This window comes from Streptomyces sp. NBC_01334, from assembly GCF_035983595.1.
GTDB lineage: Bacteria > Actinomycetota > Actinomycetes > Streptomycetales > Streptomycetaceae > Streptomyces > Streptomyces coriariae.
In genome coordinates this window covers 5976391-5998675 of record NZ_CP130718.1, presented here as the reverse complement: position 1 = coordinate 5998675, position 22285 = coordinate 5976391, and the positions used below count along the sequence as shown (strand labels likewise).

Annotated in this window: 19 protein-coding genes; 10 read left to right on the top strand and 9 right to left on the bottom strand. The window is 72.8% G+C overall.

Features of this window, described 5'->3' with window-relative positions:
• Positions 1–35: 35 nt before the first annotated feature.
• Positions 36–1565: an aldehyde dehydrogenase family protein gene (locus tag OG736_RS27015; protein WP_327184702.1), complete on the bottom strand. Its 1530-nt coding sequence runs from the start codon at positions 1563–1565 to the stop codon at positions 36–38.
• 255 nt (positions 1566–1820) lie between these two features.
• Here OG736_RS27015 and OG736_RS27010 point away from each other — a divergent pair, with 255 nt between their 5' ends.
• A complete protein-coding gene (locus tag OG736_RS27010) occupies positions 1821–2750 on the top strand; it encodes a GNAT family N-acetyltransferase (protein ID WP_327184701.1) in 930 nt (309 codons plus the stop codon).
• On the opposite strand, the gene OG736_RS27005 is transcribed toward OG736_RS27010, so the two are convergent.
• On the bottom strand, positions 2751–3695 hold the full coding sequence (locus tag OG736_RS27005; protein WP_442817081.1) for a LysR family transcriptional regulator: 945 nt from the start codon (positions 3693–3695) through the stop codon (positions 2751–2753).
• A 101-nt stretch (positions 3696–3796) separates the two neighbouring features.
• Here OG736_RS27005 and OG736_RS27000 point away from each other — a divergent pair, with 101 nt between their 5' ends.
• Genes OG736_RS27000 through OG736_RS26970 form a run of 7 tightly spaced genes read left to right on the top strand, consistent with a single transcriptional unit; the run spans position 3797 to position 13168 of the window.
• A complete protein-coding gene (locus tag OG736_RS27000) occupies positions 3797–5194 on the top strand; it encodes an MFS transporter (protein ID WP_327184699.1) in 1398 nt (465 codons plus the stop codon).
• A gap of 41 nt (positions 5195–5235) precedes the next feature.
• On the top strand, positions 5236–6078 hold the full coding sequence (locus OG736_RS26995; RefSeq protein WP_327184698.1) for a helix-turn-helix domain-containing protein: 843 nt from the start codon (positions 5236–5238) through the stop codon (positions 6076–6078).
• Positions 6060–6350 carry a DUF397 domain-containing protein gene (locus tag OG736_RS26990; RefSeq protein WP_327184697.1) on the top strand — a complete coding sequence of 97 codons (291 nt, stop codon included), beginning with the start codon at positions 6060–6062 and terminating at the stop codon, positions 6348–6350. Before OG736_RS26995 ends, OG736_RS26990 begins: the two co-directional genes overlap by 19 nt.
• A complete protein-coding gene (locus OG736_RS26985; RefSeq protein ID WP_230194855.1) occupies positions 6335–6715 on the top strand; it encodes a CU044_2847 family protein in 381 nt (126 codons plus the stop codon). The genes OG736_RS26990 and OG736_RS26985 overlap by 16 nt, the downstream gene beginning before the upstream one ends.
• 57 nt (positions 6716–6772) lie before the next feature.
• Positions 6773–8872 (top strand): VMAP-C domain-containing protein, encoded by a 2100-nt coding sequence (locus OG736_RS26980; RefSeq protein ID WP_327184695.1) that lies wholly within the window; start codon positions 6773–6775, stop codon positions 8870–8872.
• On the top strand, positions 8869–9819 hold the full coding sequence (locus OG736_RS26975; RefSeq protein WP_327184694.1) for an AAA family ATPase: 951 nt from the start codon (positions 8869–8871) through the stop codon (positions 9817–9819). Before OG736_RS26980 ends, OG736_RS26975 begins: the two co-directional genes overlap by 4 nt.
• 1 nt (position 9820) lies before the next feature.
• Complete coding sequence (locus tag OG736_RS26970; protein ID WP_327184693.1) at positions 9821–13168, top strand: SAV_2336 N-terminal domain-related protein; 3348 nt, start codon at positions 9821–9823, stop codon at positions 13166–13168.
• Between the two features lie 69 nt (positions 13169–13237).
• Here OG736_RS26970 and OG736_RS26965 read toward each other — a convergent pair whose 3' ends face one another.
• The 5 genes from OG736_RS26965 to OG736_RS26945 form a co-directional block, all read right to left on the bottom strand.
• On the bottom strand, positions 13238–14227 hold the full coding sequence (locus tag OG736_RS26965) for a malate dehydrogenase (RefSeq protein ID WP_020131101.1): 990 nt from the start codon (positions 14225–14227) through the stop codon (positions 13238–13240).
• Positions 14228–14620: 393 nt separating this feature from the next.
• Positions 14621–15601, bottom strand: a complete 981-nt coding sequence (locus OG736_RS26960; protein WP_442817080.1) for a helix-turn-helix domain-containing protein — start codon at positions 15599–15601, stop codon at positions 14621–14623.
• Between the two features lie 127 nt (positions 15602–15728).
• On the bottom strand, positions 15729–16187 hold the full coding sequence (locus OG736_RS26955; RefSeq protein WP_267018781.1) for a helix-turn-helix domain-containing protein: 459 nt from the start codon (positions 16185–16187) through the stop codon (positions 15729–15731).
• Positions 16188–16447: 260 nt separating this feature from the next.
• Positions 16448–16939 (bottom strand): DUF3017 domain-containing protein, encoded by a 492-nt coding sequence (locus OG736_RS26950; RefSeq protein WP_442817192.1) that lies wholly within the window; start codon positions 16937–16939, stop codon positions 16448–16450.
• A 76-nt stretch (positions 16940–17015) separates the two neighbouring features.
• Positions 17016–17870 (bottom strand): bifunctional methylenetetrahydrofolate dehydrogenase/methenyltetrahydrofolate cyclohydrolase, encoded by an 855-nt coding sequence (locus OG736_RS26945; protein WP_327184691.1) that lies wholly within the window; start codon positions 17868–17870, stop codon positions 17016–17018.
• A 292-nt stretch (positions 17871–18162) separates the two neighbouring features.
• Between OG736_RS26945 and OG736_RS26940 the strand changes: the two genes are divergently transcribed.
• Entirely contained in the window at positions 18163–18795 is a 633-nt protein-coding gene (locus OG736_RS26940) for an RDD family protein (protein ID WP_267018784.1), read from the top strand.
• A gap of 119 nt (positions 18796–18914) precedes the next feature.
• Here the strand turns inward: OG736_RS26940 and purH are convergent, their stop codons facing one another.
• On the bottom strand, positions 18915–20498 hold the full coding sequence (purH, locus tag OG736_RS26935) for a bifunctional phosphoribosylaminoimidazolecarboxamide formyltransferase/IMP cyclohydrolase (protein ID WP_327184690.1): 1584 nt from the start codon (positions 20496–20498) through the stop codon (positions 18915–18917).
• Positions 20495–21124, bottom strand: a complete 630-nt coding sequence (purN, locus tag OG736_RS26930; protein ID WP_327184689.1) for a phosphoribosylglycinamide formyltransferase — start codon at positions 21122–21124, stop codon at positions 20495–20497. The genes purH and purN overlap by 4 nt, the downstream gene beginning before the upstream one ends.
• Before the next feature lie 310 nt (positions 21125–21434).
• On the opposite strand from purN, the gene OG736_RS26925 reads away from it, so the two are divergent.
• Positions 21435–22193, top strand: coding sequence for a hypothetical protein (locus OG736_RS26925; protein ID WP_327184688.1), 759 nt, complete (start codon positions 21435–21437; stop codon positions 22191–22193).
• The last annotated feature ends 92 nt before the right edge of the window (positions 22194–22285 follow it).

Sequence of the window (22285 nt, the reverse complement as noted above, 5' to 3'; positions counted from 1 at the left end):
CGAAGTCTTCGAGCAGGCTCGGGGCGGGCGGGGCGTCAGCCGGCGAACCAGCGGACGGGGCGCGGCGCGAGGTTCTGGTAGATGTGCTTGGACTCGCGGTACTCGGCGAGCCCGGCGGGGCCGAGTTCGCGGCCCACTCCGCTCTTTCCGAAGCCTCCCCACTCCGCCTGCGGCAGATAGGGGTGGAAGTCGTTGATCCAGACGGTGCCGTGCCGCAGCCGGCCGGCGACCCGGCGGGCCCGGCCCGCGTCGGCGGTCCAGACGGCGCCCGCGAGGCCGTACTCGGTGTCGTTGGCGAGCGCGACGGCCTCGTCCTCGGTGCGGAAGGTCTCGACGGTGAGGACCGGTCCGAAGACCTCCTCCCGCACGACCTTCATCTCGCGGTGGCAGCGGTCGAGAACGGTGGGCTCGTAGAAGTAGCCGGACTCCGGCCGCTGCGGGGCGGGTTCCGGACGCCGGCCGCCGGACCGCAGCACGGCGCCCTCCGCGAGGGCGGAGGCGACGTACGCCTCGGTCTTGGCGCGCTGCTGCTCGGAGACGAGCGGACCGCACTCGACGCCGTCCTCCGTGCCGCGGCCGAGCCGGATCTGCTCGGCCCTGCGGGCGAGTTCGGCGACGAAGCGGTCCCGGACCGACTCCTCGACGATGAGCCGGGAGCCCGCCGAGCAGACCTGGCCGCTGTGGATGAAGGCGGCGTTGAGGGCCTGGTCGACGGCGGTGTCGAAGGCCTCGTCGGTGGCGCAGGCGTCGGCGAAGACCACGTTGGGGTTCTTGCCGCCGAGTTCGAGGGCGACCTTCTTGACGGTCGGGGCGGCCGCCTGCGCGACCTTCGTACCGCTGACCAGGCCGCCGGTGAAGGAGACGAGGTCGACGTCGGGGTGCTCGGCGAGCCGGGCGCCGACCGTGTGCCCGGGTCCGGTGACGATGCCGGCGACCCCGGCGGGCAGCCCGGCCTCGAGGAGCAGGTCGATGAGCGCGATCGTCGTCATCGGGGTGATCTCGCTCGGCTTGACGACGAACGTGTTGCCCGCGGCGAGCGCCGGAGCGATCTTCCAACTCGCCTGCAGCAGCGGGTAGTTCCACGGGGTGATGAGCGCGCACACGCCGACCGGCTCGTGTACGACGACGCTGTGGACGTCGGGTGAGCCCGCGTCCACCACCCGGCCCGGGGACTCGGCGGCGACGAGTGCGGCGAAGTAGCGGAAGGCGTCGGCGACGCAGTCGATGTCGACGCGCCCCTCCTCGAGCGTCTTGCCCGCGTCCCGGCTCTCCAGCAGGCCGAGCCGTTCGCGATCGCGCACGAGAAGATCGGCGACGCGGTGCAGCAGGGCGGCACGTTCGGCGACGGGGGTGCGCGGCCAGTCGCCCTCGTCGAAGGCGGTGCGGGCGGCCGCGACCGCGAGGTCGGTGTCCTTCTCGTCGCCCTCCGCGACCACCGCGAAGGGGCGGCCGTCCGCGGGGTCGAGAATCTCGCGGGTCGCGCCGGAGAAGGCTTCCAGCCACTCTCCGCCCGCGTGGATCGTCCGGTGGTCGCGCTGTTCCGGCTGTTCCGTCCTGTCGGCCATGATCGCTGTCGCCTTCCGTTCCTGTTCAGTCCCCCTGCGTCACCTATGGGTCTGTCTCGGCGACGGCGTCCACATGCCCCCAACCTCTCATTGCATGCGCAATGTTTGGCCGAAAGTGCGCTGCATCACTGAAGTTATGGACATAAAGTGACAAACCGTATCCTGATCATGACCGCCCGGCCTGGACGGACCATGGACGCGGCCGGAACCTTTGACTAAAGTCAAAGAACTATGGAGCCAGTGCAGACGGAGCCGATGCCGGCTGAGCAGGTGCAGTCCGAGCAGATGGCGGCCGAGCAGGTGGCGGCCTTCCGCCGCTTCAACCGCTACTTCACGCGCCGGATCGGCGCCCTGGACGACCACTACCTCGGCCAGGGCCGCCCACTGGGCGAGGCCCGGCTGCTCTTCGAGGTCGCCGACGCCGAGACCGGCGTGTCCCTGCGCACGCTGCGCGCCCGGCTGGGCCTCGACGCCGGGTATCTGAGCCGGATGGCCAAGGCCCTGGAGGCGCAGGGCATGGTCCGGATCAGCGTGCACCCCGACGACAACCGGCTGCGGATGGTCGAACTGACCCCGGCGGGACACGTCGAGCTCAAGGAGCAGAACCGCCGCGCCGACGTGCGCACGACCGACCTGCTGACCGGACTCGACGCGCGACAGCGCGCGGAACTGACCGAGGCGATGGCCACCGCGCGCCGCCTGCTGCGCCTGGCGGCCATCACCGTCGAGCGGGTCGACGGCGCCGCGCCGGACGCCCGCGCCTGTCTGGAGGCCTACGCCGCCGACCTCACCGCCCGCTTCGGCAGCTTCACGGCGTCCGACCTGGTCGGCCCGGAGGAGGTCTCCGGCGCGACCGGCGCCTTCTTCGTAGCGCACGAGGAGGGACGGGCGGTGGGCTGCGGAGGGCTGCGCACGCTGGAACCCGGCGTCGGCGAGCTCAAGCACGTCTGGGTGCACCCGGACGCCCGCCGCCTCGGCCTGGCCCGGCGGCTCCTCGAACAGCTGGAGGAAGCGGCGGCCGAGCGCGGCCTCAACGTGCTGCGCCTGGACACGAACGCGTCGCTCACCGAGGCACAGGCGATGTACCGGGCGTGCGGGTACCGTGAGATCCCGGCGTACGTCGACCACGTCTACGCCGACCACTGGTTCGAGAAGCGGCTCACGCCGTCGGCGCCGCTGCGCTGACTACTCGGCGACCAGGTCCCGCACCGCACCGCGCAGCCAGGCGTGGGCCGGGTCGGCGTCGTGGCGCGGGTGCCAGGCCATGCCCAGCCGGAGCGGGGGCAGAGGCAGCGGCACCTCGAAGGAGACCAGACCGAGGCTCTCCGCCAGCGGCAGCCCCCAGGCGGTGTTGAGGCCCACCAGATCGGTGTCGCGGATGACGAACAGGGAGGAGGGCAGGGAACCGACGGTTCCCACCACCCGCCGCTCCAGGCCGAGTTCGGCGAGCGCGGCATCGACGGGCCCGTGCAGCTTGCCGCGCCGGGACACCAGGATGTGGTCGGCCTCCCGCGCGTACCGCTCGGGCGTCAACTCGCCCTCCAGCAAAGGGTGTCCGGCCCGGGCGACACCCATCATGCGGTCCTCGTGGAGCTGTTCGCGGTGCACCTCGGGGGCGGCCGTGTCGAGGACGCCCACCTCCAGATCGGCGGTGCCCTCGCGCAGGAACGGCGCGTCGATGTGGCTCTCGCTCAGGAAGCGGAGCCGGATACCGGGCGCCTCGGCGGCGATGCGGGCGTAGAGGGCCGGGCCGTGGGCGGCCGCGATGGCGTCGTGGCCGAGGATCGTGAAGGAGCGGACCACCGTCCTCAGGTCGGTGCCCTCGACCGGCGCGAACAGCGCCCGCGCCCGTTCCACGACCGCGCTCACCTCGGCCCGTGCGGCGATGGCTCGGGGCGTCGGCACCATCCGCCGCCCGGCCCGCACCAGGACCGGATCGCCGAGCGCCTTGCGGATCCTGCCGAGGGTGCGGCTCATGGCCGGTTCCGACAGGTGCAGGCGCCGGGCCGCGCCCTGCACGCTCTGCTCCTCCAGCAGCACATCCAGCGCGACCAGCAGATTCAGGTCGATGCCCAGGGGGCCGCCCGCGGATCCGTCCGCCGGCCCGATCGCGGATTGCGTCATACGCATTTATCCCTTGCAAAGGTTGCACTGGAAAGCAGGTCTGGCGCGAGCCTACGGTGACAGGGCCTGAAAGGGCATCCCACTCCGACGAGCTCCCGGGAGGAGCCGTGCCCTCGCACGCCCTGAAACGGTCCACCCTCCTCGCGCTGTGCGCCTGCGTGCTGGTCGCGCAGAGCATGGTCGCCGCGATCAACCTCCTCATCCCGCAACTGGGTTCGTCGTCCCTGCACCCGTCGCACACCGAGATCCTGTGGACCGTCGACGCCTACGTCATCGCGTTCGCCGGTCTGCTCATCCCGGCCGGCGCACTCGGCGACCGTTACGGCCGCAAGGGCGCCCTGCTCGCCGGGCTCGGCCTGTTCGCCGCGGGCGCCGCCACCAGCGCTTTCGCGCCCCACCCTGCGGTACTGATCGCGGGCCGGGGCATCTCGGGAGCGGGCGCGGCCCTCATCACCCCGGCGACGATGTCGATCCTCGTCCACCTCGCCGGCCCGCGGCGCAGGGCCCAGGCGATGGCGTCCTGGACCCTCGCCCTCGGCCTCGGCGGCCTGGCGGGCAACCTGGGCGGCGGCCTGGTCGGCCAGTTCCTGACCTGGCGGGCCCTGTTCGGCGCGATGGTCCCGCTGGCGGCGCTGCTGGCGCTCGCCGTGGCACTGACCACCCCACGCACCGACCGCTCCCCGCACAGCAACCTCGACCCGCTGGGCACCCTGCTGCTCACCGCCGGGCTGGTCGCCGTCCTCTTCGGCATCATCGAGGGACCGGACCACGGCTGGACCTCACCGCGCATCCTGGGCTCCTTCGGCGCCGGAGCGCTCCTCGTCGCCGCCTTCACGCTCCAGGCCCTGCGCTCCCGTACACCCCTCTTCGACCCCCGCGTGTTCCGCTCCCCCGGCCTGCGGGCAACCAGCCTCGGCCTGGCGACGGGCTTCTTCGGCCTGTTCGCGCTGTTCTTCGTCAACTCCCAGTACCTGCAGGACGTGAAGGGCTACGGGCCCGCCGTCACCGGGGTCGCGATCGTCCCCCTGATCACCGGTATGGCCCTCGTCCCGAAGCTGGCCGCCCGCTGGTCGGCGCACCCGCGCCCGGTGATCGGCACCGGGCTCGCCCTGATCGGCCTGGGCCTGCTCGGCGCGTCCACCGCGGACGCCGGCACGCCCTACGCGCTGTACGCCTGCTGGCTGCTGGTCATCTCGGCGGGCACGGGCCTGTCGATGCCCGCCCTCACCCTGGGGGTCGTCGCCTCCCTCCCCCACCACCAGGCGGGCCTCGGCTCCGGCCTCGGCACCTCGGCCCGGGAGATCGGCGCGGCCCTGGGCGTCGCGGTCACCGGCACCGTCCTGGCCGGCCACACCGACTTCACGGGCGGCATGGGCCCGGCCCTGCGCACGGTCGCCGTGATCGTCCTGGCCGCGACCGCCGTGGTCGTGACCGGCCTGCGTGGCCGGGGGGCGGCCGCCGATGAGGCAGTACCGGCGAACCGCCTGATCCCGGAACGGCGTTGAATTACTCTGCGTGTTCCAGGGGTTACACCGAGGAGCGTGCGATGCCATCGCGACGAGTGGTCACCGGACGGAGCCAGGAACCGCGCCGCCGGTTCGCCGAGGAACTGCGGCTGCTGCGCGGCGCGCGCGGGGAGAGCCTGCGTCAGGTGGGCGAGCGGCTGGGCTGGGACCCGTCCACGTTCGGCAAGATGGAGAGCGGGGAGTCGCTGGGCAGCCCCGAGATCGTCGAGGCGCTGGACCAGCACTACGGAACGCCGGGGTTGCTGCTGACGCTGTGGGAACTGGCGCTGGGGGACAACAGTCAGTTCAAAGAGCGGTACCGGCAGTACATGGCCCGCGAGGCGGAGGCGCGCGCCCTCTGGCACTTCAGCGTCAGCTTGCTGCCCGGCCTGCTGCAGACGTCGGCCTACGCGAGCGAGGTCATCTCGCTGCACGGCTCCAGGGACTCGGAACTCGCGCAGCATGTGAATGCCCGGCTCGGACGGCAAAGGCTGCTGGAGGGGAACGACGCGCCCCCGTTTCGCACCATCGTCTCCGAGGCGGTGTTGCGGACGCCGTTGCGCTGCGCGACGGCGTGGCAGGAGCAGTTGGAGTGCCTGCTGGAAGCTGCCGACCGCCCCAACATCACCGTGCAGGTGCTTCCGTTCGCCGCCGGTCTCCATGGACTGGCCAGCACCAGCCTGATGTTCCTCCGGATGCCCGACGGAACCACTGTCGCCCACGCGGAAAACGCCCACCGGGGTCAACTCATCCAGGAATCCTCCTCTGTTGAGCTGCTCCTTCAGCGTTACGATGCGATGCGTGACCAGGCGCTTTCCCCCGCCGAGTCACGCAAGTTCATCATGCAGCTCTTGGAGGAATTGCCGTGCGAGCCCTCGACCTGAGCAACGTGACCTGGCGCAAGTCCAGCTACAGCAACTCGGACGCCGGCGAGTGCCTCGAAGTCTCCGACGACTTCCTGAGCACCGCCAACTGGCGCAAGTCCAGTTACAGCAACACCACCGGTGGTGAGTGCCTCGAAGTCGCCGAAGGCATCCCCGCTGTCGTCCCCGTGCGGGACAGTAAAGCCCCCGACCGTGGCGCCCTCCTGTTCGATGCGGCGGTCTGGTCCGTTTTCGTCTCGTCGATCACAATGTCGGCGTGGCCGAACCGATAAGCGCAGAGGCAGAGTTGGACGACGGGACGCCCGTCAGATTCCTCCTCACGCCCAGGGCCGCCCCCGTCCCGGCGGGCGGTGACGGCCTCCCCGAGGGCATGGGCCGGGCCGTCCCCGTGGCCACCGGCGGCGCCGCCGTCGCCAGTTTCGCGGCGGGGGCGCTGAAGGCCGCGCTCAAGCCGCTCGGGCCGCTGCTGCAAGAGGTGCACGACGTCGTCTCGGCCGTGCCGGACCCACCCGCCGAGCTGAGCGTCACGTTCGGTGTCCAGATCGGGCAGGACCTGAAGCTCGGGATCGTGGGCGGGAACGGGCAGGCACATCTGACGGTGACCGCCAGTTGGAAACCGGCGCCCGGCGCGGAGTGAGCCATGGGATGGTTCGGGGGAACACCAGGTCACGGGGGCGGTGCGGAACCGGCCCCGGTGTCCGTCGGCGGGGCGGACGACGGCGACTGGTCGGGGGCAGGTCTCCTGCTCGGCGACGACCTGGTGCTCACCTGCGCCCATGTCGTGAACGACGCCCTCGGCAGGTCCCTGCTGGAGTCCCGGCCACCCGGCCCCGTGGCACTGCGTGTGGTCCTCCGGGGGGAACGGGACTCCGCCGAGTACTGCCCCGCCCGGGTCGCGCACTGGATTCCGCCGCGTGACCGGGACGGCGGCCCGGTGTCCGAAAGCACCGACGTGTGGTTCGGCGACCTCGCCGTACTGCGGATCGACGCCCCGTCCGGCCGCGCCCCCGCGCCACCCCGCCGGGCCGCGCTGCGGGCCGGGCAGGCGGTGCGCGCCTGGCATTGCAGCGGCCGCGAGGACACCTTCGCCGACCTGAAGGTCAAGACCGACCGTGGGCCCGTCGCCTACCTCGACGGAGCGGCCACCGGCATGGCGGTCAGCCGCGGCTTCAGCGGCGGACCGCTGTGGTCGCTGCACGACGAGGCCGTCGTCGGCCTGCTCGTCGCCCACTACTTCGTACCGCCCGTCGACACCACCGGGCAGCCCCGCCCGTTCAACCCCCAGGACCTGATCCGCCGCAGCTGGGGCTTCTCCTGGCAGACCGTCCAGGCCGAACTGCGTACCGTGGGAGCCCTGGAGAGCACCGAGCCGGCGCCCGTCGGCCTCGACGATCCGGCGTGCGTGGTGCTCATGCAGGAGATCGACAGCGCCCTGCCCACGGCGAGCGAGCGCGGCGGCATCGCCCGCCGACTGGCCTGGGAGTGCGGTGTCCCGCCCGGCAGCGAGGTCACCCCGCCCACGGTCGAGGAGTTCGTGTCCTTCCTCCTGACCCGGCCGCGGGCGCTGCCCGCCCTGATCGGGCTGCTGCGCCGCGACCGCCGCGACCCCGAGGCCGTCGACCGCATCCAGGCGGCGGGCCGGCTCTCACGCGTGCCGCGGCTGCTCTCCACGCGGGAGCTGCACGGGCTGCACGAGTTGCTGCGCCGCCTCGACCACGAGGTGGTGGGCCGGTTCGCGGAAGCGGTACGGGCCGCGCTGCCCCTGGCGGCCGCGTTCCCGGGCGGCGGGACGCTGGACGCGTTGATCGACCACCTGGAGACCCTGCCCGGCGACGGCCGCGCCGAGGACGGCGAACCCCGGGTCCCGGCGCTGCTGCGCGCGGTGGAGTACTTCGGCGAGCTCTGCGGGTCGCAGCGGGCGGGCGTGCGCCTGTGGTCGGACGGGGTGGCCGCCCGGCTCGGCATCCCGCGCTCCGCGATGGGCGAGCGGCGCTCGGACGCCCAGGAGTGGGGCCGGGTGCTGCGCGGCCGCTCCCTGCGCACCCGTGTCCTGGTTCAGGTGGGCCGGGCCGAGCCGGGCCGTCACCGGCTGCGGATCTGGTGCGACGAGGGGGCGGGTCCGCGCCAGGTGTCCACGGACACGTCCGTGTCGTACTCGGCGTCCGGGGCGGCCCGCGAGCTGCTGCGGGTCCTGGAGACCCTGGGACCGTCAGCCGTGGACGGGCAACGACCCCTGGTGGAGGTGCTGGTGGACCGGACCGGCCTCAACCTGCCCATCGACGAGTGGGAGGGGCACACCCCGGACCAGATCGTGCCCGGCGTCCTCGGCGTCGAGTTCCCGCTGGTCGTGCACTGTCCGGAACTTCTGCGCCGGCACGAGCGTTTCCTCCCCGACTGGCGGCGCCGCTGGAGCCGGCTCGACTCCGGCACGACGCTGGTCGTCTCGGACGCCACGCTCGATCCGAACAAGATCTACTACGAACTGATGGGCCGTCTCGACACGGTCCGTGTCTCCGTCGCCGCCGACCCGGCCCTACGGGACCGCGTCGTGCAGATCTGCCTCGCGGTGGGCGTCCCGGTCGTCGTGTGGGACCGCGACCGGGACGCCGACGGCCATGTGGTGGAGCGCCTGGCGGAGGTGGCCACCCGTGAGCTGCCCGAAGGGGTGCGCTCCTACCGCGCCAACACTCTGGCCCGCCCGCTGGAGTTTCCCGGCCGGCCCGTCCTGGCCTGGGCCGACGCCGACCGCACCGTGCCCCGGCTGCACCTGACCGACCCCCAGGAGAGCACATGACTTCCGCCGCCGAAGCGGACTGGCGCCTGTTCCGCGGCGACGGCGTGCCCCGTGCCGTCGCCCTGCCCGCGGCCCCGCCGTGGCGCCGTTTCGGGCCCGCCGGGGCCGGGCGCCAGGAACTGCCGTACCTCATCGAGCCGAAGCACGCGGACGTCGTCAACGCCGCGCTGCACCTGCGCCGCCCGCTGCTGGTCACCGGACCGGCCGGCACCGGCAAGTCCTCCCTGGCCCGGGCCGTCGCGCACGAGCTGCGGCTGGGCGAGCTGCTGCGCTGGCCCATCAACAGCCGTTCCACCGTGAAGGAGGCGCTGTACCAGTACGACGCGATCGGACGGCTGCGCGAGACCACCCTCAGTCGCGACCGGGGCGAACGCGAGCCGTCCATCGGCACGTTCGTCCGGCTCGGCCCGCTCGGTACCGCCCTGGTGCCGTCCCAGGTGCCGCGCGCCCTGCTCATCGACGAGATGGACAAGGGTGACGTCGACCTGCCCAACGATCTGCTCACCGTCTTCGAGGAGGGGGTCTTCGAGATCCCCGAGCTGACCCGCCTCCCCGAGGACGTCACCGACATCGAGGTGCAGACCGCCGACCACCGCGGCACGGTCCGGGTGCACCAGGGCCGCGTCCAGTGCGCCGAGTTCCCTGTCGTCGTCATCACCAGCAACGGCGAGCGCGACTTCCCGCCCGCCTTCCTGCGCCGCTGCATCCGCCTGGACCTGCCGGTGCCCGACGAGGAGCGGCTGCGCAGGATCGTCGCCGCGCATCTCGGGCAGGACGCGCTGCGGGCGGCCGACGACCTGCTGGAGGCGTTCCTGCGGCGGCGCGTGCCGGGTGAGCTGGCCACCGACCAGCTACTCAACGCCGTCTTCCTGCGCGCGGGCGGGGTCGACCTCGACGCGGAGGGCCTGCTCGACGCCGTGCTGCACCAGCTCACCGGGTCGATGTGAGATGTCCGGGGGCAGCGGGCTCGCCGAGGCGCTGCGGGTCCTGCGGGCCTGCGGCCACGACCTGGACGCGGAACAGGTCCTCGACGTGCTCTGGCTCGCCCGCCGGCTGCCGGCCGGCCCCGACGCGCCGCTGAGCCGGGGGCTGCGTCCGGCCGAGGAGCCGCCGCCCCCGCCGCCGAGCGCCCCGGCGGGTGGCGAGACGCCGCCGAGGTCGGCGCCGCCACCGCGGGGCGAGGACCTGCCCGACCTCACCTCGTCCTCCCTGTACGCGTCGGCCCGCCGTCCGCCGGCCCCCGCCCTGCCCGAACTGCGGCCCGCCCGGCAGGCCGAGCCGCGGTCGGCGATGCCGGTGCGGGTACCGGAGGGCAAGGCGCTCACCGACGAACTCGGACTGGGCCGTGCGCTCAGGCCGTTGCGGCGCAGACAGGCCAGCCGTCGGCGGCGCGAGATCGACGAGGAGCGCACGGCCGTGGAACTCGCCGAGACCCGGCTGCCGGACGTGGTGCTGCGGCCGGTACAGGAACGCTGGCTGCATCTCGTCCTGCTCGTCGACGACGGCCTGTCGATGCTGCTGTGGCACCGGCTCGGCGCCGAGCTGCGCGTCCTCCTGGAGCGTCTGGGCGCCTTCGCCACCACCCGCGTCCTCGGCCTGGACACCCGCTCCGCGGGCGAACCCCGGCTGCACGTGCGCCCCTTCCAGCCGGACAGCACGCCCGTGCCCACGACCACCGTCAACGACCCGACGGGCCGCACCCTGGTGCTCGTGGTGAGTGACGGCATGGGCCGGGCCTGGCGGCACGGGGCCCTGTACGCGCTGCTGCACTCGTGGGCGGCCCGCGGCCCGGTGGCGCTGCTGCACACCCTGCCGCCGGAGATGTGGGAGGCGTCCGGCATCCACGCCGAGCGCTGGCAGGCGACGACCCGGCGCATCGGCGGCGCCAACACGTCCTGGCGGATCACCGATCCGGTGCTGCCGCCCGAACTGGCCCGCTTCGCCGACGTACCGGTACCGGTCCTGGAGCCCTCGGCCCGGGCGCTCGGCGACTGGGCGCGGCTGCTCGCCTCGCCCGGCACCACCGTGGAGCTGCCGTTGCTGTCCCGGCCGACCCGGCACGCGGCCGTGACCGCCGCCCGTGACCTGCAGAGCGCCCAGCACTTCCGGGACGCGGCCACCCCGGAGGCGTACCGGCTGGCCGCGCATCTGGCGGCGGTCTCGCCGCTGTCGGTGCCGGTGATGCGTCTGGTGCAGTCGGCGGTGCCGTGGCCGGCGACGACCTCGCACCTCGCGGAGGTGTTCCTGGGCGGGCTGGTCCGGCCCGCGCCGGCCCCCGTGCCCGGTCCGCTGCCCGCCAAGCACCTGGTCTTCGACTTCACCGAGGAGTCGAAGGCGGTGCTGCTGGACGCCGTTCCGCAGGCCGAACTCCTCGGCACCAGCCGCAGCATCGGACGGCGCCTCGAGCAACTGGCGGGCAACTCGCCGGACTTCCCCGCCTGGCTGGCGCATCCGGACGGCTCGGCCGAACTCCCGGGCTCGCATCGGCCGTTCACCTCGGTGGAGCGGCGGCTGCTGACCCGGCTCGGGGTGTCGACCGTACGGCGCGACCGCGGGGCGGGACCGTCCCGTCCCGCCCAGCCGTCCGACCTGAGCGACGACTGGGGACAGCTCACGGAGTCCGACCCCCGGCGCATCGGTCCGTACGAGCTGCGCGGGCGGCGGCGCGGACGCCGCACGGTGGCGTACTGGGGCGTCACCGAGCGGGCCAACGGCAGCCGGGAACGGGCCGTGGTGCGTACCCCGCGACCCGATCTGCCCGCCGCCAACGCGCGGTTGATCGAGGTGGAGGCCCGGGTGCTCGAACGGCTCGGCGGCCAGTACGCCCCCGAGCTGCTCGGCACCGGTCTCGACGACAGCCCGCCGTGGCTGGCGATGGCCCCGATCGCCGACGAGGGCTCCCTCCGACAGCAGCCACCCCGCCTAGCCGAACTGCTGACCGCGGCCGCCGAGGACGGCAGCGCCCCCTTCGACCTGCTGACCGGACTGCTCGTCGGCTGGCATCTGTCGAGCGCGCTGAGCGTGTGCCATCTCAACGGGCTCGTGCTCTCCGACCTGAGCGCCGACGGCGTGTTCGTGCTGCGGCGCACGGTGGTGCTCGGCAACCTGTCGGACTGCGTGGTGGACGGCCGCTACGAGGGCACCGGCTCGGCCCCCACGGTCAAGGACAACATGCGCTCGCTGGGCGAGTTGCTCCAGCTGATCAGCAGCAGGGTCGGGGTGAACACCCCGGGTCTGCCGGACGGCATGCACCTGTGGCAGGGCGACGGATGGGAGAGCCTGCGCCTGCTGGTCCTGCGCTGCTTCGACCCGCTCCCCGCCGTGCGCCCGGCGGCGGGGGAGATCGCGGACGTCCTCGCCCGGTACATCAGCCTGGCGCGCGCGGTGCGGGACTCCTCGCCGTCACGGGTGCCGATCCGCCTCGCCCCCCGGGTGCCGCTGCGCCCGCCGCCCGCCGGGCCCGTGCGGGCCGAGACCGTGAGTCCGCTGCGGCTGCCCCGCTTCGGCACCGCCCGCCGGGACAGCGAGGCACTGCTGGAGCGGCTGCGCGTCCCGCTGGAGCAGGGCCGGCGGCTGACCGTGCTCGGCGCCCACTCGGGCACCGGGCGGACCGTCACGACGGTGGTTCTCGGCTCCCTGCTGGCCACCGTGCGCGGCGAGCCCGTCCTCGCCCTCGACGGACCGCCCACCGAACGGGCCCTGGACATCTATCCGAGGGGCCCGGTGACGGCCACGACGCGGGACATCGCGCTGCTGCCGCCCGACACTCCGTACGCGGGGATCCGGGCCCTCACCGCGCGTCTGGACTCCGGTCTGGAGATCGCCGGGTACGGCGCCCGGGCCGACCTCAATCCCGCACACGCGCAGGAGTACGCCCGGGTGCTGACCCTGGCCGATCCCTACTACGCGTTCGTGCTCACCAACTGCCTGCCGTCGCGCTCGGGCCGACCCGCCGAAGCGGTCCTGGATCTGACGGACCAGCTGATCCTGTGTTGCACCGCGTCCGACGCCTCCCTCGCCGACACGAGACGCATGCTCCGCGGGCTGCCCGAGGACCGGTCTCGGGTCCTGCTGAGGGACGTCGTCGTGGTGGTCGGCGGCCCGGGGAACACCAGCCGCCGTCTGCCCGCCGACTTCCCGCAACGCCTGGGCGTGGACGCCGAACGCGTCGTCCGCATCCCGTTCGACCCGGCGCTGCGCAACTCCGGCTTCGACGGCCTCGGCCGGCTGCGCCCGGCGACCACCCGGGCGTACCTGAAGCTGGCGGAACTCGTCACGAGCCCCGGAACGCACTGATCCCCGGGCAGCCGAAGCCACCCGGGGATCAGAAACAGTCGGCAGCGGTCAGGGACCGGCCGGCAGGGCTCAGATGAGGCCGAGGGCGCGGACCGCCTCGCGCTCCTCCGCCAGCTCCTGCACCGACGCGTCGATGCGGGCGCGGGAGAACTCGTTGATGTCCAGGCCCTGGACGATCTCGTACGAGCCGTCCTTGGTGGTGACCGGGAAGGAGGAGATGAGGCCCTCCGGGACGCCGTAGGAGCCGTCCGACGGGATGCCCATGGAGGCCCAGTCACCGTCCGCCGTGCCGTTGACCCAGGTGTACACGTGGTCGATGGCCGCGTTGGCGGCGGAGGCGGCGGAGGACGCGCCACGCGCCTCGATGATGGCCGCGCCGCGCTTGGCGACGGTCGGGATGAAGTCCTCGGCCAGCCACTTCTCGTCGTTCACGGTCTCGGCGGCGTTCTTGCCGGCGATCGTGGCGTGGAAGATGTCCGGGTACTGGGTCGCGGAGTGGTTGCCCCAGATGGTCAGCCGCTTGATGTCGGCGACCGTCGAGCCCGTCTTCTTCGCGAGCTGGGTCAGCGCGCGGTTGTGGTCGAGGCGGGTCATCGCGGTGAAGCGCTCGGCCGGTACGTCCGGGGCGGCGGCCTGGGCGATCAGGGCGTTGGTGTTGGCCGGGTTGCCGACGACCAGGACCTTGATGTCGTCCGCGGCGTGGTCGTTGATGGCCTTGCCCTGCGGCTTGAAGATGCCGCCGTTGGCCTCGAGGAGGTCACCGCGCTCCATGCCCTTGGTGCGCGGGCGGGCGCCGACGAGGAGGGCGACGTTGGCGCCGTCGAAGGCGACGTTCGGGTCGTCGCTGATGTCGATGCCCTGGAGCAGCGGGAACGCGCAGTCGTCGAGCTCCATGGCGGTGCCCTCGGCGGCCTTCAGCGCGGGGGTGATCTCCAGCAGGCGCAGCTTGACCGGCACGTCCGCGCCGAGCAGCTGGCCGGAGGCGATGCGGAAGAGCAGGGCGTAACCGATCTGGCCGGCCGCGCCGGTGACGGTGACGTTCACGGGAGTGCGGGTCATGGCGTTCTCCGTATGACAGCTGTCGGTGGGGCGTCCCTGCCCCTGGTGGGACGTACAAATGATCGATCTCTCGGTATCAAGAGATCCAACCAGCGGTCAGGCTATCGCGCCGTCGGGATCCCGGGCGTCCGGGGTTGTGTGGCCCGTCCCACAGAGTGGCCCCCGGCGGTCCCGAAGGAGCGGCCCCGGCCGGACGAAAGCGGCGGCCGCCGGTCCGGGAGAGGTGGAACCGAGCGGCCGCCGTGGAGGGGGTACCGGGTCGCGCCGGACTCCCGTGGGGGTACGGTTCGCGTGCCCGGGGCGAAGGCCGGTATTCCTGCCCGCTCCGACTTTTTTGCGCCAGGTTCCACCGACGCCGCTCACCTCACCCGTTCGGCCCAGCGTCGGGCCGTCTCAGGGCGTGCACCCCTGCTGCCCCGACGCCAGCACCGCGCACGCCGTCGCGTCCGCCGCGCTCTTCACCGCCACCATCGGGGTGTACGCGATCGTGTCGCCGGCCACCGTGACGGCGCCGGTCTGCCGCACCGGACCCACGGTCACCCGCACCCCGTCGCCCTGCGCGGCCCGGGTGATCCGGCCCCAGGCCGCCCCGCACGTCCTGCTGTAGCGGACCTCGACCAGGGTCGTCCCGACCGTCGCGATCTTCGCCGTCGTCACGAGGTCGCCGCTGCACCCCATCTCCTCCGCGTCCCGGCCCGTGCAGTCGGAGCCGGCGCACAGCACCCCGGAGGGCAGCGCGGTGCTCGGCGCGGCCGAGGCGGGCGACGGCGACCCGGTGGTGCCCACCGCCTGCTGCGGGCCCCCTCCGTCGGTCAGCAGGAACGCGCCCACGACGATCGTCACCACCCCCACGACCCCCGCGAGGAACAGCGTCGTGCGCCGCGGGCCTGAACCACCCGGGCCCCAGGCGGAACCGCGCTTCTCCCGCGTCTCGGGCGACACCGGCATCGTCGGTGACACGCCCGCCGGTCCCGCGACGCCCGGGGTCAACGCCATCCGGCCCGCGTCGAACTCCCGCACGTCGGGCGCCGGCCCGAACTCCCCCAGCGCGGCCCGCGCCTGGGAGATCCGGACGGCCTCCATGGTCCGGTCGTGCCGCGCCTCCGAGCGGCTCCAGGCCCGCTCGGCCAGTTCCCACATGGTGGTGAGATGGATGGGAGGCGTGCCGGTGACCTCGGCCAGCGCGACGATCGCGCCCTTCGGGGCGAGCAGCCGGCCGTTGAGATAGCGCTCCCAGGACGTCTTGCTGTAGCCCGTACGGTCGGCCACCACCGCGACACTCAGTCCCGTGCGGTCCACGACCCGCCGCAACTGCTCGGCGAACTCCCTCACCTGCGGGTCGAGTTCACCGGGCAGAGCCCTCCAGCGAGCCATCGAACCCCCTCCCTCCGCCAAGTCCCCCATTGGCCACGTTAGACCCGATGACGAGACGATTCGGGACACATGCCCGAACTGTCAACGTATCGACACGACGAGCGCACCTCCGCGCGACGAACGCACATCAGCCGAAGACGACCGCTCCCCCGACGGCGGTGCACAGCAGGGCCAGCAGAAGCAGGGCCGCATACAGCAGCAGGCGTCCCGCGGGCCGGGGCGAGGCCTGCGGAGCGGGCTCCTCCAGCCGGTCCCACCAGGGGATCGTCGGGTCGTCCCGGTACTCCTCGGCCGGGTTCGCCGGCACCGGCCGCGGCCAGACCTCGACGGCCAGCTCCCAGCGCACGACGTGCCGTTCGGCGTCCGCGCCGGCCAGACCCGCCACCCGGCACAGCGCGGCGACGGCCTGCCGGGGCGGCGGCTGAACGGCGTTGAGATAGCGCTGCCAGGAGGACTTGCTGTACGCGGTGCGCGCGCCGAGCGAGGCCAGGCTGAGGCCCGTACCGTCCTTGAGCTGCCGCAACTGCTCCACGAAGTGCCGTACCTCCGACGGCAGCCCGTCCGGCAGCGGCTGCCAGGCGCCCATCCCGCCCACCTTTCCTTCGATCCGTTGAGGGGACGACAAGGGACGGCCGGACGGTTCCCGGAGCGGGGGCGGCTGTGGCGGGGCGCGCACACCGTGGCGGAACGGTCACCTCCGTGCCACAGCGCCCCGCCGACTGTTGAACAGGCAGTTCAGGAGGGTGGAACGTGGAACGCGTCGGCGGCCCGTCCTCCTCGGGGGATGGGGACGGGCCGCCGACGCGTTGCGCTGCGCTCAGCTCGGCCTCGCTCAGCTCGGTCGGCTCAGCTGCTGACCGTGAAGTGCAGGGTGTCCTTCAGGAAGGGGATCTGGAGCCACGGTTCGGGCTGCGCCATCAGCGACAGCAGGACGATCGCGGTGCCCAGCACGGTGTACGTCACGATGTCGGTGAAGCGGGAGCGCACGGCGAGCATGCCGACCCCGGGCAGCAGCCAGCGCAGCACGGCGCCGACCAGCAGCCCGACGCCGATCAGGATCGTGCCGATCCGGAACACGTCGAGCGCGGTCACCAGCAGACCGAGCGCGACGATGCCCAGGACGACGATGATCGGCCACTGCCGCGCGGCCAACGCGTCACCGGGCGCGGCCCGGCCGCCGCCCTCGGGGCGCGCGGTGTCCCGGGTGAACAGCGGGAAGCGGCGGGTGGTGCGACGCGGCACCCCGTCGGCGTCGGGCGCGCTGACCGGGTCGCGCACCTCGATGCCGTCGATGCCCTCGGTGACGTCGGCGCTGTCGGTGCCGGCGGTGCTGTCGATCCCGACGGTGCTGTGGGCGTCGGTGACGTCGGCGCTGTCGGTCTCGTCGATGTTCCCGGCCTTGCCGGCGGTTCCGTCAGTGGGCACTGCGCTCCGCCGCCTCCACCACGTTGACCAGCAGCTGAGCACGGGTCATCGGGCCCACGCCGCCGGGGTTCGGGGAGACCCAGCCGGCCACCTCGCGGACGTCCGGGTGGACGTCGCCCACGATCTTCCCCTCCGCGTTGCGGGAGACGCCGACGTCCAGCACGGCCGCGCCCGGCTTCACGTCCTCGGCCCGGATCAGGTGCGCGGAACCGGCCGCGGCGACGATGATGTCGGCCCGCTTCAGGTGCGCCGAGAGGTCCCGGGTGCCGGTGTGGCACTGGGTCACCGTCGCGTTCTCGCTGCGCCGCGTCAGCAGCAGCGGCATCGAGCGGCCGATGGTGACACCGCGGCCGACGACCACGACCTCGGCGCCCTTGATCTCGACGCCGTACCGGCGCAGCAGCGTGAGCACGCCGTTGGGGGTGCAGGGCAGCGGGGCGGGCTCGTTGAGGACCAGCCGGCCGAGGTTCATCGGGTGCAGGCCGTCGGCGTCCTTGGCCGGGTCCATGAGTTCCAGGATCCGGTTCTCGTCGATGCCCTTGGGCAGCGGGAGCTGGACGATGTAGCCGGTGCAGGCGGGGTCGTCGTTCAGTTCGCGGACGACCGCCTCGATCTCCTCCTGGGTGGCCGTGCCGGGCAGCTCGCGCTGGATGGAGGCGATGCCGACCTCGGCGCAGTCACGGTGCTTGCCGGCGACGTACTTCTGGCTGCCGGGGTCGGTGCCGACGAGGATCGTGCCGAGTCCGGGCGTCACGCCCTTCTCCCTCAGCGCCGCCACCCGGGCGGTCAGATCGGACTTGATCGCGGCTGCGGTGGCCTTGCCATCGAGAATCTGGGCGGTCATGGACCCATCCTCCCGGATGACGGGCCCCCGGTTCCAATCCGGATGAACCCGGGCACCGGCGAACCCGGCTCCGGCCACCCCCTCGACGGGTCCGCCCGGTGCCGTTTCGGCCATGATCGGGAAGGTTGCACTTGCACAAAGCCTGCGGAATGCGGCTGGACAGGAGCACACCTGTCCAAGAACGATGGGGCTCCGCAGTATGCGGTCGGTGTTGGGGGGCAAACCGCTCATCTGAAGATGTTCCTCCGCGCACTCCGCGTCGTCCCCGCTTGTGCAACGGAGGAAAATCGCCATGAGCTTCGGCCCGCCCAACGACCCCTACGGTCAGCCGCAGAACCCCCAGCAGGGGCAGCCCGGTTACGGCTACCCCCAGCAGGGCCAGCCCGGTTACGGCCAGCAGGCGCCGCAGGGCGTCCCCCCGCAGGGGTACGGCCAGCCGCAGCAGCCCGGCTACCCCCAGCAGCCCGGATACCCGCAGCAGCCGGGTTATCCGCAGCAGGGTTACGGCTACCCGCAGCAGCCCGGCTACGGCGGTCAGCCGCCGTACGCGAACTGGGGCCAGCGGTTCCTGGGCACCCTGGTCGACATGCTGGTGTTCGCGGTGCCCTACGCCCTCGTCATCATCGGCAAGGACACTCCGGCGCTGATGGCCCTCGGCGCCGTCGCCCTGCTCGGCCTCGCGATCTGGCAGCTGATCCAGGAGGGCCGCACCGGCCAGACGGTCGGCAAGAAGGCACTGGGCATCCGCCTGGTGCGGGAGATCGACGGACAGCCCCTCGGTGTCGGCATGGCGTTCGTCCGCCGCCTGGCCCACTTCCTGGACAGCCTGGCGTGCTACCTGGGCTGGCTGTGGCCCGCCTGGGACGCCAAGAAGCAGACGTTCGCCGACAAGGTGTGCAGCTCGATCGTGATCCGCACGCACTGACACACGCCGTGACGCGCGCGTTGACGCACGCGCTGCGCCGCGGATGAACGCACGGCGGCCCCGGTCCCCCTCCTGGCTCCAGGAGAGGCGACCGGGGCCGCCGCGTCGATCGGGGAAGATCAGTGGAAGAAGTGACGCGTCCCCGTGAAGTACATCGTCACGCCCGCCTTCTCGGCGGCCTCGACGACCAGCTCGTCACGGACCGAACCACCGGGCTGCACCACGGCCTTGACGCCCGCCTCGACCAGGACCTCCAGCCCGTCGGGGAAGGGGAAGAACGCGTCGGAGGCGGCGTACGAGCCGCGCGCCCGCTCCTCACCGGCCCGCTCGACGGCCAGCTTCGCCGAGTCGACCCGGTTGACCTGCCCCATGCCGACGCCGACCGAGGCGCCGTCCTTGGCGAGCAGGATGGCGTTGGACTTGACGGCCCTGCAGGCCCGCCAGGCGAACGCCAGGTCGGCGAGCTCGGACGCGCCGAGCGCCTCGCCGGTCGCCAGGGTCCAGTTCGCCGGGTCGTCGCCGTCGGCCTGGAGCCGGTCCGTGACCTGGAGCAGCGCGCCGCCGCCGACGGGCTTGAGCTCGACGGCGCCCGCGGGGCCCTGCGGCGCCCTGAGCACCCGGATGTTCTTCTTCTTGGTGAGGGCCTCGAGCGCCCCCTCCTCGTAGTCGGGCGCGACGATGACCTCGGTGAAGATCTCGGCGACCTGCTCCGCCAGCTCCTTGCTGACCGGCCGGTTGACGGCGATGACGCCACCGAAGGCCGACAGCGGGTCGCAGGCGTGCGCCTTGCGGTGCGCCTCGGCGACGTCCGCGCCGACGGCGATCCCGCACGGGTTGGCGTGCTTGATGATCGCGACGGCCGGCTCGGCGTGGTCGTACGCGGCACGGTGCGCGGCGTCCGTGTCCGTGTAGTTGTTGTACGACATCTCCTTGCCGTGCAGCTGCTCGGCCTCGGCCAGACCGCCACCGCTGCCGTCCACGTAGAGCGCGGCGGGCTGGTGCGGGTTCTCGCCGTAGCGCAGGGTGCTCTTGCGCTCCCAGGTGGCGCCGAGGAAGTCGGGGAACCGCGACTCGTCCACCGGCGCGTAGGAGGACGCGAACCAGGAGGCCACAGCCACGTCGTAGGCGGCGGTGTGCTGGAAGGCCTCGGCGGCGAGCCGCTTGCGGGCGGCCAGGTCGAAGCCGCCGGACTGCACGGCCGAGAGGACGTCGGCGTACCGCGCCGGGCTGGTGACCACGGCCACCGACGGGTGGTTCTTCGCGGCGGCGCGCACCATGGACGGCCCGCCGATGTCGATCTGCTCGACGCACTCGTCCTCGGAGGCGCCCGAGGCGACGGTCTCCCGGAAGGGGTAGAGGTTCACGACGACGAGGTCGAACGGCGCGACGCCCAGCTCGTCCAGCTGCTGCCGGTGGCTGTCGAGTCGCAGGTCGGCGAGGATGCCGGCGTGCACCTTGGGGTGCAGGGTCTTGACCCGGCCGTCCAGGCACTCGGGGAAGCCGGTGAGCTCCTCGACCTTGGTGACGGGAACGCCGGCGGCGGCGATACGGGAGGCGGTGGAACCGGTGGAGACGAGCTCGACGCCGCTCTCGTGCAGCCCGCGCGCGAGCTCTTCCAGACCGGTCTTGTCGTAGACGCTGACGAGCGCGCGACGGATGCCCCGCTTGCTGCTCTCTGCCGTGACAGTGCTGTCGGCGGTCACTGGATAACTACCTTTCGTCCCTCAATGCGATAGCCGTTGCGGGCGAGCCGCCCCACGACCTCGACGAGCAGCCTTCGCTCGACTTCCTTGATGCGCTCGTGCAGAGCGCTCTCGTCGTCCTCGTCCCGGACCTCGACCACGCCCTGGGCGATGATCGGTCCGGTGTCGACGCCGTCGTCGACGAAGTGGACGGTGCAGCCGGTGACCCGGGCGCCGTACGCGAGCGCGTCCCGCACACCGTGGGCCCCGGGAAAGCTGGGCAGCAGGGCCGGGTGCGTGTTGACGAACCGCCCCCCGAACCGCGCCAGGAATTCCTTCCCCACGATCTTCATGAACCCGGCGGAGACGACGAGGTCCGGCTCGTGGGCGGCCACCGCCTCGGCGAGCGCGGCGTCCCACTCCTCCCGGCTCCCGAAGTCCTTGACCTTGCGCACGAAGGTGGGAATCCCGGCGCGCTCGGCCCGGGCGAGCCCCTCGACGCCCTCCCGGTCGGCTCCGACGGCGACGATCTCGGCGCCGTAGGCATCGACGCCGGTGGCCGCGATGGCGTCGAGGAGAGCCTGGAGGTTCGTACCGGATCCGGAGACCAGCACGACGAGGCGCTTGGCCACGGGCTTGGCGGCCACGGTGGGGGCCCTTTCTCGGGGAAGCGTTTGCACGGCCGGTTTATACATTCGTACGAATGCTTCGCGCCCCGGGATACGGGGAAGTCTACGAAGCGGCCGACCGTCAGCAACGATACCGGCACACCGGACGGCCCCCACGGGACGGGGGCGTGGCCGGAAGGTAGCGTCTGGGGCGAGCGGGCTCGGGAACGCGGTGGCGACGCGGTGCGTTCTGCAAGTGACGGCCCAGCTAGGCAGTACCAGCCCAAAACCGTTCATCACCAGCCAAAAGCCGATCACTAGCCGATCACTAGGGGAAGACGCCCACTTGATGCCGGACCGCAGTCTGCGACTCCTCACGCTCCCCCCGCAGTCACGGCAGGGAGGGGAGCGCGGCGCCGTGCTGCTGCGAGAGCGCCCAACCTCTCCCCCCGACGCCCCCTCGGGCGACAACTCGGGCGACAACCCGCCCCCCGAGGACGACAACCCCTTCGCCCCGCCCCCCGAGGGCACCCCGGACCGCCCCTGGCAGCCCCGGCGCCCGGCGGGCGGCGCCCCCGAGGGCGGACGCACCCCGTGGGGCGGCCAGTGGAGCGACCAGCAGCCCGGCCGCTCCCCCGGTGGCTTCGGCGAGCGCCCCGGCGGCGCCCCCGAAGGCGGCGGCCCCGGCACCGACCCGGCCAAGCGCTGGGACCCCACCGACCCCGCCCAGCGCCACGCGCGCTACGCCCTGCTCTGCGGGATGTGGGCCTTCTTCTTCGCGCTCTTCGGCTGGCCGTACGTGGCCCTGCTGCTCGGCGCGCTGGCCCTGAACTGGGGAATCAGCGCCCTGCGCGCCAAGCCGCGCACCCCCGACCCCGACGCCCCGCCGGCCCCGGAGCCCACCGGCCGCCCCCAGAAGACCGCCGCCGTCAGCGGCCTGGTCACCGCGTCCCTCGCCCTGGCCCTGGTCGCCGCGAGCTTCACCGCGCAGCTGGTCTACAGCGACTACTACACCTGCACGAACGACGCCCTCACCAACGAGGCCAAACAGTCCTGCGACGACCTGCTCCCCAAGGAACTGAAGAACATCCTGGGCGCCAACGCGTGACGTTCGGCCCGGACCGGCGTGCTTTCAGCCCGTCCGGCGCTTGAGGACGAGGCTCTTCGGGGCCGAAGCGGGGGTCCGGGGGCGGCAGCCCC